Below are 16,577 nucleotides of genomic sequence, written 5' to 3' on the forward strand. Positions count from 1 at the left end.
GGAGTCAGTCTGCCGCACGTGTCGAAGAGTCCGCTCCGAGTGCCGCGTCGGAGTCCGAACCCCGCACCAGGGTGACGGGGTCGTGGTGCACGGGGAACGCCACCGAGCGGGCGATGAAGCACAGCGCGTTCGCGGCGGTGTGCGCCGCGTCGGCGTCGGCGACGCGGTCCGCTTCGGCGATCGTGACGACGGGGTGCAGCGTGGCCGAGGTGATCTCGCCCGAGCCGTCGCGGTTCGTGTTGAGCGCGGCCGTGGCCGTGTCCTCGTAGGCGAGCACCGTGAACCCCTGGGTGACGGCGACGTGCAGGTAGCTCAGCATGTGGCACTGGGCGAGTGCCGCCGTCAGGAGCTCCTCCGGGTTCCACCGGTCGCGATCGCCGCGGAAGGTCGGGTCGGCCGAACCGGCCAGGTCGTGTTTGCCGGCGGCGGAGACGACGTGGTCGCGGCCGTAGTCGCGGTACCCGCTCGTGCCGGTCCCCCGGTCGCCGGTCCAGCTGACGGACACCTGGTACGTGTGGTCGTGCATGGGGCTCCTCGTCGTCGTGGCACCGCGGTCACGGTCGTCATGGCAGCGCGGTCACGGTCGTCATGGCAGCGCGGTCACGGTCGTCATGGCAGCGCGGTCACGTCGGTACGATCGCTCCATGACGGAGAGCACCGATGTCCGCACCGACCGCCATCCTCTCACCGCGTCCGGGTCCGTCGAACTGGCGGTCCTGGAGCGTTCGGGGTTCGACGAGAGCCGGCACGTCGGCGCCGGGATCGTGGTCGACGCCGCGGGCGCGATGATCGACTCGGTCGGCGACGTCACCGCGAGCATCTACCCGCGCTCGACCATGAAGCCGTTCCAGGCCCTGGCGATCCGTCGCAGCGGGGCCGTGTTCTCCGCCGAGGAACTGGTGCTGACGACGGCGAGCCACGCGGGCACCCCCGCGCACCAGGCGGTCGTCCAGCACATGCTGCACGCCTACGACCACGTCGAAGCCGACCTGGGCTGCCCGCCCGACATGCCCTACGACCGCGCGACCGCTCGTGCGATGACCGAGCCCCGACGCCTGACGATGAACTGCTCCGGCAAGCACGCGGGCATGCTCGCCGCGTGCCGGGTCAACGGCTGGGACGAGTCGAGCTACCTGGACATCGAGCATCCGATGCAGCAGGCCGTCCGTGCCACCGTCGAGGACGCGACGGGCGAGACCGTCGACGTCGTCGGCATCGACGGGTGTGGCGCGCCGGTCTTCCCGTTGACGTTCGCGGGCATGGCACGGGGCATCGCCGGCGTCGTGCAGCGCGGCGACGCCGACACCGCGGCCCTGACCGACGCGGTGCTCGCGCACCCGTGGGCGATCGACGGTGTCGGCCGGGCGAACACCGTGACGATCGAACGCCTGGGTCTGGTCGCGAAGCTGGGCGCCGAGGGCGTCATGGTCATGGCGCGTCCGGGTGGCGCCGCGGTCGTCGTCAAGGTCCTGGACGGGGCGCTGCGGGCTGGCACGCTGGCGGCCCTGACCCTGCTGGAACGGAACGGCGTGGTGTCGGCGGAGGGCGTGGCCGACGTGATGGCGACCGTGGGCGAGAAGGTGCTCGGTGGCGGCGTGCCGGTGGGTGCCGTGCGCGTGGGGGCCGGCCTGCGCTGAGGTGCTGGTCGCCGGGTCGCCGGGTCGCCGGGTCGCCGGCTCGCCGGGTCGCGGGGTCGCCGGCTCGCCGGGTCGCCGGGTCGCGGGGTCGCCGCTCATCGTTCGTCCGGCTGAAGGAGCTCGGGCAGTACCGGCGCGACCCGTTCGCCCGTCGCCCCCGGCCGTGACCGTGTGGTGCACCCGTACCGTGTGACGTCGATCGTCGGCCCGTCCTGCCGCGGCGCCGTCCCGAGATCCGGCACGAGCACCACCGACGCGATCCGCTGGCCGCGACCGTCGAGCAGCACCGCCACGGCAGTCCCCGACCCGAGGCCCGAACCCGCGCGGCGAAACACCCCGGGCAGGACACGGTCGTCGTCCGGGAACCGCACGTCGTCCGAGAAGACAGTCCGTGCCTCGTCCTGCTCCGATGCACAACGGCCGAGTGCCACGACCATCGCGGCGAAGACCGCCACGGCCAGTGCTCCGTGTCCGATGACCACGATGCCGGCGGTGGCGTCGAGCGTGACCGGCTGACCGTCGTCCGCGCGACCGACCGGGACCGTGCCCGCTCGGGCGACACCCGACGACGCACCCGTGTCCGCCGGTGGGTCCACCCAGGGCAGCGGATCGACGACGGCGACGGGCGGCAGGATGTCGGTGTCAGCGGGAGCACGGACCGACACCGCGACGACGACCAGCGCGACCGCGCACGCGACCATCGAGCCCCGCTGCACGGCAGTGGCACCAGAGTCGGCCCCGACGATCACGGACGGACCGAACGCGAGCAGGACCGCGAGGAAGCCGAGGATCGTGCGCAGCACCGTGATCGTCATGCGGCGATCGAACCGCACCCGCGCTCCCCGGAGACGGGATCGGCGCCCGCGGTGGACGACCGCGGGCGCCGGGCGCGGTGTGGAGGAGTGCTACTGGACGAGGAAGAACTGCTCGCCGATGTCCACCCGCGCGCCGCGTTCCACCCGGTAGCGGCGCCCCGGTTCGCACCGCCGGATCGAACCGTCGATGTGCCGGATGACCGACCCGTTGCCGGAGAACCGGTCCGACACCCACAGGTCGTCCCCGTCGCGTCCGATCTCCAGGTGGGTCTTCGACACGGACTTGCCCGGGTCGTGGATCGTCAGGAGGTCGTCGAACCGCTCGCCCGGCTGCGGTCGCGGCAGACGGCCGAGGAGTCCGGTGCCGTGGACACCGAGCTGCTCGCCGGTGCTGCAATGCAGCACGAACAGTGCACGCGTCGGGGCCTTCGTGACGATCCGGGTCTCGTCGACGTCCTCGTCGTCCTCGTCGAGCTGCGCTGACTCGTCGGCATCGCTGCTCGAGGGGACGGTCGCGGCGCCGGGCACGGGCAACACCGGACCGGTCACCCCGGGGATCGGGGGCAGTGGTGCGGACGTCGGGGCGGACGGGGCCTGGTCATCGCCGCCCGGTGTCGAGGACGGCGCCGTCGGCGACTCGGGCATCGGAGGGACACGGAGCATGTCCTGGTCGTGGTCCTGGTCCTGGTCCTGGTCGACCCCGCTCGACTCGCCCGGGCCTGACTCGACCATGCCGGTCTCGTCCACGTCGATCTCGCCACGGCCGGTTTCGTCCGCGCCGGTCTCGTCAGCGTCGGTCTCGTCCGTGCTGGTCTCGTCCGCCCCGGTCTCCTCCGCGTCGAGCTCGTCCGTGGCCGAGCGCGCAGCCCAGTCGGGCCGAGCGACCGGCAACGGCACCACCGGACCGGTGAACGCAGCGGTCACGGCCGGGCGGACCGCCCCGCACTCGTTGCAGAAGATGTCGTCCGGCTCGAGCTGATGTCCGCAGACGTGGCAGGTCGTGGGGTGCGTCCCCGGCTGGACCAGCGGGGTCGGACGGGGCGGGCGTCGGTCGACGAGCGGCTCGACCGCGACGGTGTCGCCGGGACGGGGAGCCTCGTTCGCCAGCTGGGGGCCGGCCGCCGGACTCGCCAGGCCCTCCGGCTCGCCGGCCTGCGCCGTCGCACCGGTCTGCGTCGCGGCGTCCGCCCGACCCGAGTCGTCGGTCGGCGCCGAGGCGTCCGCCCGCGCCGAGTCGCCGGCCGTGTCATCAGCGGGCGGTACGAGTGCAACCGGAGCGTCGGATGCGGCAACGGCAGCCACGTCGGGTTCGGACGCGGTCGTCGCCGTCTCGTCGCCGGCTCGTCCGATCCACCACGAGGGCGTGCTCGGGGTCGGTGCGGGAGTCTGCTGCGCAGGAGCCCAGAACGGCGCGGAGTCGTCTCGCGACGGAGCCGGCGGCTGGGCGCCCGGTGGGCCGGACCGTTGCGCCAAGCGGGTGATCTCGGGGTCGTCCTCGGGCGCGATCGGCTCGGCCGGGAACGCATCGGGGTCGAGCGGCGGCTCTGCGGGCGGCTGCTGCGCCTGCCCGGCGGCGACGGGAGGCTGTTCGGCAGGTCCCGTCGTCCACGCACCGAGGCCGCTGCCCGCTCCGTGGACGTGCGTCGGAGCCGAGCGCGGCGCGAAGGAGTCCGGCGTCTGTACCGGGACAGGCTCGACCAGGCCGGACCGGCGTCGGTCCTCGCCGGTGAGCCACGCACGGGTCGCGGGGTCCAGCGTCGACTCCGGCAGCCACGCTTCCGTTGCGGGGTCCTGGCGTCGTCCGTGCTGGTCGGGCTGCTGCAACGGCGGCGGGGTGCCGCGGTCGACGGGCTCGGGAGCGACGGCACGACGGTTGGCGGCGGTGTTCACGGCACGACCGCACTCACCGCAGAAGATCGCGCCGTCAGGCAGCACCGATCCGCAGTGTTCGCATGTGATCACAGGTTGCCTCTGTCCTCGTCCGGCCCGCTGCGTCGCTCGGCGAGCCTCCCGACATCGTAGTCACCGTCCGCTCCGTGCCCGACGGGGGCCCCGGCGGGGCGGCGGGCGCCGCTGCTGACCGGCCCCGGGGTCGTTGCCTGAGGACGTCGTGCGCGCAGTGACCGGGTGGAGACCGCCGTCCGGAGACGCTCGCGGCGCGTGCGACCGGAGCGCAGGTGTCCGATGGCGGAGTCGACCGCGTCCCACATCCGGTCTGCGGCATGCTGGTCCGCGTTGCTCGGCCCGAAGACGGCGCGGTCGGCCAGCGCTGCGAGCCCCGTGCCCGCGTCACCGGGGGCGGCGATCGCGACCTCGCGCCGGGTCGCCGCGGCAGGGATCTCCTGCCCCCGGTCGAGCAGGGCGTCGCGGTACTCGTCCCACGCGCCGATGATGCGTCCGCGGGCGGTGGCAGCACGTCGACGGCGGCGACGGCGGACCCGCTTGACCACGAGGACGACGGCGAACGGCAGGAGCACGAGCGCCACGAACCCGAGGGTCCCGACGATCCACGGCAGTGCGGCGAGCAGGACCTGCAGCCAGAGCGGCGGCTGGTCGGGCGTGTCGCGGTCGCTCTGTGGCGGGGCCTGCTGGTCCTGGTCCTGCTGCTCGGCGGGCGGCGGCGGGACGACCGTCTCGGGTCGCGTCACCGGCTTCGGGGTCTGCTGCTGTTCGTCGGGGATCTCACGGACGGCCGGGTTCGGGTCGAGCATGACCCAGCCCCACTGCGCCGTGTCGACCTCGATGCGGGCCGTGACGTCCGAGCCGCGGAACGTCGTGGTCCCCGACCCGCCGGAGCCGTCCCCGGTTCCCTGACCAGACGGACTCGTGCCGGAGTCACCGCCGGCGGTGAACCCCATGACGACCCGCGCGGGGAACCCGATCTCGTCGGCCATCAGCGCCGCTGCGACCGCGTACTGCTCCTGGTCCCCCACCATGAGCGGCGAGGTCAACAGCTCCTGGATCCGGTCCGCACCGTGTCCGGATCGGCTCACCCGGTCGTCGCCGACCCCGTGGCTGACGTACCCGTTGCGCTTGAGTGCCCGGATGACGGCCACGAGTTCCGCCCCGTCGGTCTGCGCATCGGCTGCCGTCGAGTCGACGGTGTCGCGGACAGGGTCGGGCACGTTCGTGGCGGACGGCACGACGGCGTCGCCTGGTCGGGCGGCCGCCATCTGCTCGTCGGTCGGCTGGTCGGGGACGACGGCCCGCAGGTCGTACCGGGTGCCGTCCCGCACACCGCCGACGACGGCTCCGGTGTGCGTCGCGGCGTTGTAGAAGAACGCGCTGCGGTGCCGTTCTGCATCGGGGCCACGGAACGCGACCTGTTCGAGGTCACCGACCGTCGGCAGCCACACGCCGCTGTACCCGTCGACGGTCACACCGACGTCGACCGTGCTCCCTCGCACACCGCGGACCTCCACCGTGGTCGGCACGCGCTCGAAGGTGCCGGACGGCGACGCCCCGTCGGACCCGCCCACCCGGTAGGTGACGCCGTCGTAGGTGTCGAGCGTCGCGATGCGGACGAACCCGTTTCGCGGCAGACCGGTCACGCGCAGCTGCGTCGTGTCCGCCGCGGTCGACTCCTCGTACGCGCGGAACCCGCTGAGCGGGCTCACCTGGTCTCGAGGGTCGAAGGGCTTCACGACGTCGGTCCGGGCCACCGTCCTCGCGGCGGTGGGCGGGGCGACGAGTCCCAGCCCGGTCGCGACGACCGCGGCCGCAACGATGGTCCCGGTGCCCACGAGTGCCGGCCGCAGCACGGATCGACGCACCGCGACGGGTGCACCGATGGTGCGCGCCACTGCGGTCGCGCGACGCGCGTGCCGGACGGTCAGTGCCCAGACGAGTGCGACCCCGGTCAACGCGACCCCGACCGCGATGGACGTGTCCAGTCGCGTCGGTCCGACCACGACGCCGGCTGCGAAGAGCACCAGCGCCGGGATGCTCGCGAACTCCGGACGGGAGGCCCGGGTCGCGCAGCTCACGCCGGTCACGGTGGCGACGAGGAGCGTCACGAAGAACGGCACGAGCAGGGCCTCGTAGGTGCCGACCGGCAGGCTGATGGTCACGAGCCGCTTCCAGCCGAGTGCGACCCCGGAGAAGAGGTCGAGGAGCCCCTGCCCCGTCGGCAGCACCCCCGCCGCGCCACCGGGCACTGCGGCCGGGACGCCCGTCACGACGAAGGCGGCGATGGTCGCGACGGCGACGGCCGCAGTGGGCAGTCGGAACACCGCGCCGAGCAGGGCGATCACGGTGCCCGCGAACACGGCCGTCAGCGCTGCGACGACCATCCCCTGGTCACGGTAGACCGGCCACCATGCGACGCTCGCGAGCGCGAGCAGGAGCCAGACGACCAGGGTTCCGGCAGTCAGCCGGGTCGGGGACACCCGTCGGGCGTCGCGACGGGCCTGCCGACGGGTGTCGCGCCGTGGGCGCGCCGGTGCGAGCGGCGGGGCGCTCATGCGGCTGCCGATCGGTGCAGTGCAAGACGGAGGTCGTCGAGGTAGCCGATGGTCATGACCGTCAGGCCGGGGACGCGGACGAAGCGCGGGACGGACTCCGCTTCGCAGATGACGGCGACGACCTCGACACCGATCGGGAAGCGGGTCGCCGCCAGACGGAGCGCGGGCAGCCCGACCGTCGACCCGACGACGAGGAAGGCCACGGAGATGCCGGCGGTGTCGTTGCCCACGATGCGCGCGACCTCGGCGACGGGCAGGCACGCGTCAGCCATGGCGACGGACGCGAACTCGTCCAGCAGCCGCGTCGGCGTGACCGTCGGCAGGCGGTGGACGGCGTAGACGGCGCGCTTGGCGAACTCGGGCGTGCGCTCGGAGACGACGACCGTGACCTCGCGTCCGTCCCGGATCGCCCGGCTGCCGAGCGACGCGGCCGCACTGACCGCGAGCTCGAACTCGTCGTCGTCGGCGAACTCCGACCGGGCCACCCCGAGCGCGACCACGAGGTGCGAGCGCCGAGTGTCCTCGAACTGACGCACCATCAGCGCACCGGTCTTCGCCGTCGACTTCCAGTGGACGGTGCGGGGATCGTCGCCCGGCATGTACTCGCGGATGGCGTGGAACGAGATGTCGGCTGGTGACAGGTCCGTGGTGGCCTGACCCTCGAGGTCGCGGACGAGACCGGTGCTCGTCGACGGGATGGCGACCGTCCTGGGGTGCACGATCACCTGTTCGCGAGCGGTCCACACGAGTTCGCGGCGGACCAGCCCCACCGGGTCGGCTCGCACACCCGTGACCGGTCCGACGTCGAGGACACCGCGCCGGGAGGTCGGGACCGGGACGGCGCGTTCGAAGGTGCCCCGCGGTGCGATCGTCGGCACGGCGACGTCCACGAGACCGGCGCCGACCGGGACCTCGACTGTGACGGGGACCGACGGCAGCCGTGTGGGGTTCTCGGCGGTCACGGTGACACCGGCCTCGTCCCCCACCGCGACGCGCTTGGCGGGCGGGCTCATCCGGATGACCAGGCGGGAGTGCCCGATGAGCGCGACGGCGGCGACGACGACGAGGAGCACCCCGGCGAAGCCCACGACCACGACCTCGCGCAGGCCGAAGCGGTACCCGACGACCAGCGCGACGACCGTCAGGGCCGCGACGGTCCAGCCCAGGCCGGTGACCACGGACGAGACCTCGTCTCGGGCACGTGATGCGGTCCTCCAGACAGTCCGCCACAGGCGCACGACACCGACGACGGCGTCGGCCGCGACGCCGTCCCGGTCGCCGACGATCCGCGTCCGGACGTTCGTGAGACCGGCGACCGTGCTCGTGCGCTCGTGGGCCGTGCCCGCTCGACGCGACCGCGTCGAGGAGGGACGACGCGAGCGCGTGGAGACCGGCCGCCGGTCGGTCACGACGTGACCCGGTCCGCGGGCGGCGGGGTCTCGACCAGGAGCTGGGAGACGACGCTCGAGGTGCTGACGCCGTCGAACTCCGCTTCAGCGTCGAGCACCATGCGGTGCGCCAGGACCGGTTCGGCGAGGGCCTTGACGTCGTCGGGCGTGACGTAGTGCCGTCCGCTCAGCGCGGCGAAGACCCGGCTTGCCCGCATCAGGCCCATCGCGCCACGCACACTGACACCGAGGCGGACCTCGCTCGCCGCGCGGGTCGCATCGACCAGCCGTGCCACGTAGTCCGCGATCGTGGCGTCGACGTGCACGGTACGGGCCAGGGCCGCCATCTCGGTGATGGTGGCGGCGGGAACGACGCTCGCGAGCGGGACCGACGACGACGGTGCGGACGAGGTCTCGAGGATCTTCACAGTCGCCGCGTGGTCCGGGTACCCGATCGACGCCTTCATCAGGAAGCGGTCGAGCTGGGCCTCGGGGAGTCGGTAGGTCCCCGCCTGCTCGATGGGGTTCTGCGTGGCGATGACCATGAACGGCGCGGCCAGGCGGTGGGTGATCCCGTCGACGGTGATCGCGGATTCCTCCATCGCCTCGAGCAGGGCGGACTGGGTCTTCGGGCTGGCGCGGTTGATCTCGTCGGCGAGCACGATGTTCGCGAAGACGGGGCCCCGGTGGAACTCGAACTCCTGGTTGCGCTGGTCGTAGACGCTGATGCCGGTGATGTCGCCGGGGAGCAGGTCCGGTGTGAACTGGATGCGGTTCGTCGAGCCCTGCACGCTCTGTGCGAGCGCCCGCGCCATGCTCGTCTTGCCGGTGCCGGGGACGTCCTCGAGGAGCAGGTGCCCCTCGCTGAGCATCGCCGTCACCGCGAGCCGGATGACGAACGTCTTCCCGAGGAGCACCTGCTCGACGTTGGTCACGATGCGGCCGGCGACGTCGGCGAACCAGGTGGCCTGCTCGGGGGACATGCTCATGCGGGGAGTTCTCCTCGTTCGGTTAGTTGCCGTCGGCCGACGTGACGTCGTGGCTGGCGTACCCGGGGTCAGTGTGTCCGTCGACGGTAGCGCTCACGCGGATCTCCACCGCTCCGACTGGCACGGGATCCGACGTGCCGTACGCTCCGCCGTTGTCCGGTTTCTGATCCGTGCAGCTGATGACGCCGAGGAGCCCGGGTGAGCAGTAGACGATGCCGTAGTCGCTGGGGGCGAACGCTGGGTTGCCGTTGTTCGGAGGGTTGATCACCGGCCTCTGGCCCTCGACAGCACCGGCGATCGACGCTCGCGTGGTGAACGCCGTTGCTCCGGAGAGCGTCGTCGAGGCGCAGTAGTCGTCCGCAGTCGCACAGGTCGTGAGCACGACGTTCGTCGGGACGCCGAATCCGGCACCAGCCCCGAGGTCGGCGGACCCGTCGAAGAGGACCCTGGGCCCTCCGTTGACCGAGTAGTACAGGTAGTCGCCGCGGCCCGAGGCAGTGAGGGCGATGCCGTAGTCCTGTTTGGGCAGACCATCCGTCGGTACCGACACGGTGCCTTTCGGCGCATCGGGCGTCTGGTATCCCTGCACGTTTGCGACATCGGAGGCAGAGCAGAACAGGCCGTTGTCCGCGAGTGCCACGTATCGGTACTGACTCGAGATCTGGTCCGTCGCCGTGGTCGCGTTCCACACGTATTCCGAACCCGAGGTCGAGCATCCCGTCGGGATTGCGGCGTCGGAACGGTACTTGACGATGCGCATCGAGGTACCGCCGCCCGCCCAGTCGGACTCCGAAGCGGTCAAGCTCACGGCCGTCTGCCCTGCCTGCGGGTTGCCCGTTGCCGACAGCGCTGGCTTCGCAGGCGACCCGACGGCCGTCCCGCTCCCCTGGGCCGAGTTCCACTGCACCACGGTGTTGTCCCGATCCGCACTGTTCCGCGCGGAGACGGTCACGGTGTACTGCGCAGCGCTCTGGGCGCCCTGGAACGTCGCGTCCGTCGCCGTGCCGGTGTTCCGCGTGGTCGACAGCCCCGGTCCCTCGATGCTGACGACGTAGTTCGACACCGCGGTGCCGTTGTTCGGCGTGGCGACCGGGTTCCACGAGACGTCGAGCTGGTTCGGCGTGGACCTGTCGGCTGCGACCGTGATGCCCTTCGGGGGTGCTGGCACGTAGTCGGCGCTCATCGCGGCGGACTGCTGCGAGGCGGCGGACTGCCCGATCGCGTTCACGGCCACGACGGTGAAGCGGTACGTCGCCTTCGGGTCGAGGCCCGTCAGGGTGCAGACCGTCGCCAGTCCGCAGTCCTTCGCGATGCCGTTGGTCCCGGTGACGCGGTACCCGGTGATCGCCGAGTTGTTGGCCTGCGGCGAGGACCACGACAGCGTGACCTGGCCGCCGTCGTACGAGCCCGTGCGGGTCGGTGCGCCGGGGGCGTCCGGCACGTCCTGCACCGAGATCGTCACGTCGCCCCAGACGTACCGGTCCGGGTCGTTCGTCGCGTCGGCGATCTGGTACTGCAGGTTGGTGTTGACGGGCTTGGCCGAGTCGGACACCGACACCTGCAGCCGTGACCGGTCTGCGCTCGGGGTGATGGTGACTCCCGAGGGCAGCCCGCCGGCCAGCCCGCGGATGTTGACGACCCGCAGTCGTTCGTTCGGGAACGGGTTCGTCGGCTGGTCGTTGGCGAGCACGTCGATCGTCGTCGACTGCCCGCGCTGCGCGACCGCGCTGTCGGCCCCCGGTTGGACGAGTGGGCGGTTCGAGGCGACGATGCCGACCGACACGAGACCCGAGCGGCCGGCGTTCGTGGCGTCCGCCACACCGATGCCGATCGTCGCGGTGGTGTTCTTCTGCGCGGTGTCGGCGACCGAGATCGTCAGGCGCTGCCCGGAGATCGTCGCGGTGGTCCCCGAGGCCGGCTGGCTGACGACGGAGTACGTGAGCTCCGGCAGGTCCTTGGGGTAGGGGTAGTCCGTCAACCGGGCCAGGTCGATCGTGCGGGAGTCACCCGGCTGCATCTCGATCGACGATCCGGTGAAGGCCGGGGGCTGGTTCGACCGTGGCTCCACCTTGATCGGCAGGACGAGCGTCGCGACACGGCCCTTGCCACCGTTGGCGTCGGAGCCGTCCGTCACCTCGAACGAGATCGAGGCGTTGCCGTAGTAGAGCTTCGCGGAGGTGAACTGGAGCGTGGACCGGTCGGCGGTCAGGTCGTCGCCGTTGGCGTGCGTGGCCTTGACGGAACCGGCGTCCGTGACCTCGGCGGTCCGGCCGTTGGCGGTGACCACGTACTTCGACAGCGGGATCCGGACGGTGGCCTCGCTCGTGACGGTGATGGCACCGGCGGAACGGTTGACCTGCGGGAGGGCGTCGTCGAAACCGGGGACGTGGATGAAGCCGTAGGACACGATGTCCGGGTGGTCCTGGCGTGCGACCGAGAACGGGATCACCTGCGACTGGTCCGTCAGCGTCACGACGACCCGACCGTCGGTGGTGACGCGGGCGTCGTCGCCGTAGCCGTCGACCACTCCGACGCGCAGCTGGGACGTCGCCCCCTCGGCGAAGAAGACGTTCCGCAACACGTCGACCGTGACGGTCTGTCGGTGCAGGATGTCCTGCAGGTCGAGGGTGGTGTCGTCCACCTCGGGTCGGAGCGGTCGGGCGTCCTTGTCGACCGTCACCGTGAGGAACGCCGTGCTCGCCCCACCGTTCTCGTTCGACGCCGTGTACAGCACCGCGAAGTCGCCGCTGGTCGCGTCCTTCGGCGGCGTCACACGGATCTGCTGCCCGCGGAGCACCTTCGCCCTGACGTCCTGCGCCGTGGGCTCGGCCTTGGAGACGGTGAGCTGCCCGCCCTCGGGATCGGAGTCGTTCTGCAGGACCCGCACCGTGACGGACCCACCCGGGCGGATGGTGACGTGGTCGGCCTCGGCGATCGGGTTCGACGCCTGTTCTGCGCGCGGCGCGATCCCGATCCGGATCGTGCCGGTGGCCCGGGCGCCGAGGGCGTCGACGACCGTGTAGGTGAACTCGTCGGTGCCGGCGGAGTAGTCACCGGCGTCGTAGGTGAGCGAGGACGACCCGACGTCGCTCACCGAGCCCTTGTCGGGGTTCGACGCGACACCGACGAGCTGCACCGAGTCACCGTCGGGGTCGATCCCGTTGAGCGGCACCGAGATGCGCACGGCCTGGCCGGCGACGACACGGGCGGTCACGGTCTGCGGCACCGGCGGGTTGTTCGTGGCGCTGTCGGCCTCCCGGACGGAGATCGACACGGCAGCGTCGGCGGACTGCCCGTCAGGGCCGGCGACCCGGTAGACGGCGGTGTAGTTGCCCGGCGTCTTCGGGGCGAGGTAGCGCAGGTGGTCACCGGAGACGAAGAGCAGGCCGCCGTCGCCCGGCACGTTCTGCACCAGGTCCGGCTCGAGCGTGAGCGGTTCGCCCTCGGGCTGCGTGTCGTTCGCGAGCACGTCGATGTCGGCCACGTCACCGACACGGACCGTGGCGGAGTCCGGCTGTGCGACCGGCGGCTGGATCCGGTCGGGCTTCGGGATCTCGACGACGGTGATGGTCCCCGTCGAGGACGCGAGCCCGTTCGTCTCGGTGTAGCTGAACGTCACGGGGCCGTCGAGCGGCGCGGTCAGCGTGGTGCGCACGGTGTGCTGGTCGAGGATGCTCGCCTGCACCCCGGAGCCACGGTCGGGTCCGCCGAGCGCGGTCACGAGCAGCACACCGCCGGCCGGGTCGATGTCCGTCGCGGTGACGTCGGTGTCCTTCGTCGACAGCGTCGTGACGAACACGGTCTTCGGGGTGGTGATCGGAGCCGTCGAGGCGTCGGGCGGGCGCAGGACCGTGATGCGCACGACACCGCTGGCCGTCTTGGTGCCGTCCGTCACGGTGTACTCGACCTGGTGGTCCCCCAGGGCGGAGCTGTCGACGCGGAACGTGCCCGCGTCGTAGCTCGGCGTGATCGTCACGCCGGTGGCCGAGGAGACACTGGTCAGCGTGACCGTGCCGTTCCCGCCCCGGACGTGCTCGAGGGGGTCGACCGAGAAGGTCCTGCCGGCGTAGCCCTGCACCGGGAAGGCGTCCGCCCGCAGCGGGACGCTCCCCTGCGCGGCGACGTGCACGGTCACCGAGCCACGACCGTCCGCGCGGCCGTCGCTGACGACGATCTGCACGCTGCGGTCGCCGGTGCGACCGCTGGTGTTCCGGAAGTCGAGCAGTCCGTCGGGCGTCGTGGAGACCTGGTCGCCGTCCGAGGCCGAGGCGGACTCCAGATAGACCGGATCGCCGTCCGGGTCGACCCAGTCGCCGAGGACGTTGCTGGAGACGTGCCCGTTGCGCACCACGTCGGCGCTGGTGTCCCGGACCTGCCGCGGTGCGTCGTTCTGCGACGCGGGACGCACCGACACGCGGACGGTCGCGCTGGCGGAGCCGCCGTTGCCGTCGGTGATCGTGTACGGGAACTCGACGGTGCCGCTGGCACCCTCGGCGAGGCTGATCTGCAGTCGCTGGCCGTCATCGACGATCGCGACCGAGCCGTCGGCGCTGTCCACGTCACCGACCTCGGTGATGACGATCGGGTCACCGTTGGGGTCGTAGTCGTTGAGCAGGACCGGGAGGCTCGTGGTGCGTCCGGGACGCGCGCCCAGGTCGTCGTCGACCGCCACCGGCGGCTTCTGGTCCTTCTCGACCTGCGGGTCGTCGTCGGACACCTGTTCCTGCTGCTGGTCGTCGTCCCGCTTGACCAGGTCGGACCAGTTGTCGATGAGCTGGCCGCTGCGGGCGATCGCCCACGACCGGCCCGTGGCGGGGTCGTTCGCGACGACCGTGTCCCCGTTGTGCACGATGGCCAGCGCAGCGTCCCCCGGCACACGGTCGAGCTGCTGCACGGCACGGCCGTCACACGTGTCGACGGCCTGTCCGCCGCTCCACGCGGCGTAGGTGCAGGACCCGGTGACGTACGGCCGAGCGGCGCGACCGGACACGGCCAGCGCGGTCGAGGTCACCGACCCCGAGGGGGTCACGCGCACGGTTCCGGCCGCGCCCGCGACGACCACCGCGTCGCCGGTGGCAGCGGAGCGCTGGAGTGCCGGCGACGCCCCCACGCGGTCCCCGAGGTCGACGGTGCTGCCGTCGATCGAGAGCCTGCCGTTGGTTCGGTCGAGGACTGCCACGTGGGTCCCGACACTCGCCACCTGGAAGTCGTCGGTCCGGTCCATGCGCACCGACCACTTCTGCGCGACCGACAGCGTCGTCCCGAGCTGGACCAGGGACGCCGTGCCCGTGCGGGGCGAGTAGACGGCGACGTGGTCGTCCGAGGCGTCGAACACGGCGTCGGCGCCGAGGGTCAGGTCGGCCTTGGTCGACGCGTCGAACTCGTCCAGGCGGTTGGCCGGCGTCGACCAGAGCTCGCCGGTGTCCTGGTTGCCGATGACCGCGGTGCTGCCGGCGAGGAAGACCTGCGGGGACCCGGACGGCAGGGTGACGGCGTCACCCACGGTCGCGTCTGCCACGTCGACCTTGGCGACGGTGCCCTTGGTCTCGTCGACGCTGTAGACCACCGAGCCGCGCTGGAGCACCGAGAGGGAGTCCGTCGATGCCTCGACCGCGGTGTTGAGCTGCAGGACCTGGGTGTTCACGCGTCCCACGGCTCCGTACTGCGCCGAGGGCACCCAGACGGTCCCGTCGCCGAGGTCGATGCGCTGGGTGTGGTAACCGCTCGACACCACGGCGGCGCCCGCGACCAGGGCCGCGACGACCACCGACGCCCCGACCGTCACGGCGGCGGACCGGTGCCGCGCGATCAGCCGCCTGATCACGAGCCGCTCCCGATGGTCGCGCAGCGCTGTGCACTCGCGGCCCCGGTCTTGCCGTCACGGTTGACGGCGACGGAGATGCACTCCTCGTCGCCGGCGGCTCCGGACACGACGAAGGTCGTGCCCGACTGCTGACTGGAAGCGCCGTTCGACGAGATGACGTACGTGTCGCCCGACTCGAGCCCGGGGTCGGACCAGCGGAAGGTGATCGACCCGGTCGACGAGGACGCACGCACGTCGGAGACCGTCGGGATCGCGCCGGTGCCCGACCGGGACACCGCGAGGACCGTCGTCACCGCGAGGGCGGCCACCACGACGGCCGCGACGCTGGACACCCACACGACGGTGCGTCGGGAGCGGCGCCGGTTCTGTGTCATCGAGCCGGTCCGGTGCACGGTGCCGACGCTGCGGGACCCCGTGGCCGCGACCCCGCCCTGGACGGGACGCCGTGCGCGGCGCCGACGTCCGACCCGCGACGGTGGCTGCAGGTCGCGCACCATCGTGCGGTCGCCGTCGGGCGAGGGCATCGCGACGGCCCAGGCCTCGACCGCGACGTCGGCCGGTGTCTGCGGCAGGCCGAGCTCGGCCTGCACCTGCTGGAACCCGCGCACCAGTTCCATCACCGTGGCGGGTCGCTGCTGGACGCGGCGCGACATCGCCGTCGCGAGCAGCCGCTCCAGCGACGGCGGGACGTCGGTCCGTCCGGTGGGCTTCACGCCACCCCGGTCGATCCGGCCCATCAGGTCGGATGCGCCGTTCTTGCCGCCGGGCACCTCGAAGGGACTGCGGCCGGCGACGAGCGAGAAGACGGTGGCCGCGAGCGAGTACACCTCGGACTGGACCGAACCGCGGGACTCGTCGATCAGGACCTCGGGCGCCGACCACGGGATCGACATGCCGATGGGCTCGTCGGGGTCCGCGCCGCCGATGGTGGCCGCGATGCCGAAGTCGGACAACACCGGGTTGCCGTACGCCGTGAGCAGGATGTTCGAGGGCTTGACGTCCCGGTGCAGCACACCCTCGCGGTGCGCCGTCTCGAGCGCCGACCCGATGCGGATGCCGATCGACAGCACCTCGGACACGGGCACGGGCGCACGACGGTACCGCTCGCTGAGGGAGGACGAGCAGAGCTCCATGACCAGGTACGGTCGGCCGTCCGACGCGACGCTGGCCTGGAACACCGTGAGGATCGACGGATGCGTGCTGAGCCGTGCCATCAGGTTCGCCTCGGCCTGGAACATCTGCCGCACGCGGTCGTCGACGACCTCGTCGAGCAGGACCTTCACCGCGACCTGACGCCGCGGCATGTCCTGTTCGTAGAGGAAGACGTCGGCGAAGCCACCGGAACCGAGCACGTGGACGGGGCTGAAGCCGGCGATGACCGGAGGCGTGGACGGCAGGCGTCGCGCCATGGTGCCCTTCCTCCCCGGCCGGCATGGCCAGTCGTTCGTCGCGGCATCCCAG

Annotated in this window: 9 protein-coding genes; 1 reads left to right on the forward strand and 8 read right to left on the reverse strand. The window is 72.1% G+C overall.

What is annotated here, in order from left to right:
• Positions 1-4 precede the first annotated feature (4 nt).
• Complete coding sequence (locus DEJ13_RS10150) at positions 5-526, reverse strand: OsmC family protein (protein WP_056124119.1); 522 nt, start codon at positions 524-526, stop codon at positions 5-7.
• Positions 527-644: 118 nt separating this feature from the next.
• On the opposite strand from DEJ13_RS10150, the gene DEJ13_RS10155 reads away from it, so the two are divergent.
• The gene (locus DEJ13_RS10155) at positions 645-1,637 is read left to right on the forward strand and encodes an asparaginase (RefSeq protein WP_111107237.1); all 993 of its coding nucleotides are present in this window, start codon (positions 645-647) and stop codon (positions 1,635-1,637) included.
• Between the two features lie 95 nt (positions 1,638-1,732).
• Here the strand turns inward: DEJ13_RS10155 and DEJ13_RS10160 are convergent, their stop codons facing one another.
• The 7 genes from DEJ13_RS10160 to DEJ13_RS10190 form a co-directional block, all read right to left on the reverse strand.
• Positions 1,733-2,452, reverse strand: a complete 720-nt coding sequence (locus DEJ13_RS10160) for a hypothetical protein (protein WP_111107223.1) — start codon at positions 2,450-2,452, stop codon at positions 1,733-1,735.
• 90 nt (positions 2,453-2,542) lie between these two features.
• Positions 2,543-4,342, reverse strand: a complete 1,800-nt coding sequence (locus DEJ13_RS10165; RefSeq protein ID WP_146245257.1) for an FHA domain-containing protein — start codon at positions 4,340-4,342, stop codon at positions 2,543-2,545.
• Positions 4,343-4,410: 68 nt separating this feature from the next.
• The gene (locus DEJ13_RS10170; RefSeq protein ID WP_111107221.1) at positions 4,411-6,915 is read right to left on the reverse strand and encodes a transglutaminase TgpA family protein; all 2,505 of its coding nucleotides are present in this window, start codon (positions 6,913-6,915) and stop codon (positions 4,411-4,413) included.
• The gene (locus tag DEJ13_RS10175; RefSeq protein ID WP_111107220.1) at positions 6,912-8,324 is read right to left on the reverse strand and encodes a DUF58 domain-containing protein; all 1,413 of its coding nucleotides are present in this window, start codon (positions 8,322-8,324) and stop codon (positions 6,912-6,914) included. Before DEJ13_RS10175 ends, DEJ13_RS10170 begins: the two co-directional genes overlap by 4 nt.
• On the reverse strand, positions 8,321-9,292 hold the full coding sequence (locus DEJ13_RS10180; RefSeq protein WP_056124103.1) for an AAA family ATPase: 972 nt from the start codon (positions 9,290-9,292) through the stop codon (positions 8,321-8,323). Before DEJ13_RS10180 ends, DEJ13_RS10175 begins: the two co-directional genes overlap by 4 nt.
• A gap of 22 nt (positions 9,293-9,314) precedes the next feature.
• On the reverse strand, positions 9,315-15,116 hold the full coding sequence (locus tag DEJ13_RS10185) for an Ig-like domain-containing protein (protein ID WP_111107219.1): 5,802 nt from the start codon (positions 15,114-15,116) through the stop codon (positions 9,315-9,317).
• The gene (locus tag DEJ13_RS10190) at positions 15,113-16,525 is read right to left on the reverse strand and encodes a serine/threonine-protein kinase (RefSeq protein ID WP_111107218.1); all 1,413 of its coding nucleotides are present in this window, start codon (positions 16,523-16,525) and stop codon (positions 15,113-15,115) included. The genes DEJ13_RS10185 and DEJ13_RS10190 overlap by 4 nt, the downstream gene beginning before the upstream one ends.
• Between the last annotated feature and the right edge of the window lie 52 nt (positions 16,526-16,577).

The organism is Curtobacterium sp. MCLR17_007, assembly GCF_003234655.2.
Lineage (GTDB): Bacteria > Actinomycetota > Actinomycetes > Actinomycetales > Microbacteriaceae > Curtobacterium.

Excerpts from the sequence above, each read along its gene's own strand:
- DEJ13_RS10160 (WP_111107223.1), bottom strand. The coding sequence starts at position 2,452 with ATGACGATCACGGTGCTGCGCACGATCCTCGGCTTCCTCGCGGTCCTG.
- DEJ13_RS10170 (WP_111107221.1), bottom strand. The coding sequence starts at position 6,915 with ATGAGCGCCCCGCCGCTCGCACCGGCGCGCCCACGGCGCGACACCCGT.
- DEJ13_RS10150 (WP_056124119.1), bottom strand. The coding sequence starts at position 526 with ATGCACGACCACACGTACCAGGTGTCCGTCAGCTGGACCGGCGACCGG.
- DEJ13_RS10180 (WP_056124103.1), bottom strand. The coding sequence starts at position 9,292 with ATGAGCATGTCCCCCGAGCAGGCCACCTGGTTCGCCGACGTCGCCGGC.
- DEJ13_RS10155 (WP_111107237.1), top strand. The coding sequence starts at position 645 with ATGACGGAGAGCACCGATGTCCGCACCGACCGCCATCCTCTCACCGCG.
- DEJ13_RS10190 (WP_111107218.1), bottom strand. The coding sequence starts at position 16,525 with ATGGCGCGACGCCTGCCGTCCACGCCTCCGGTCATCGCCGGCTTCAGC.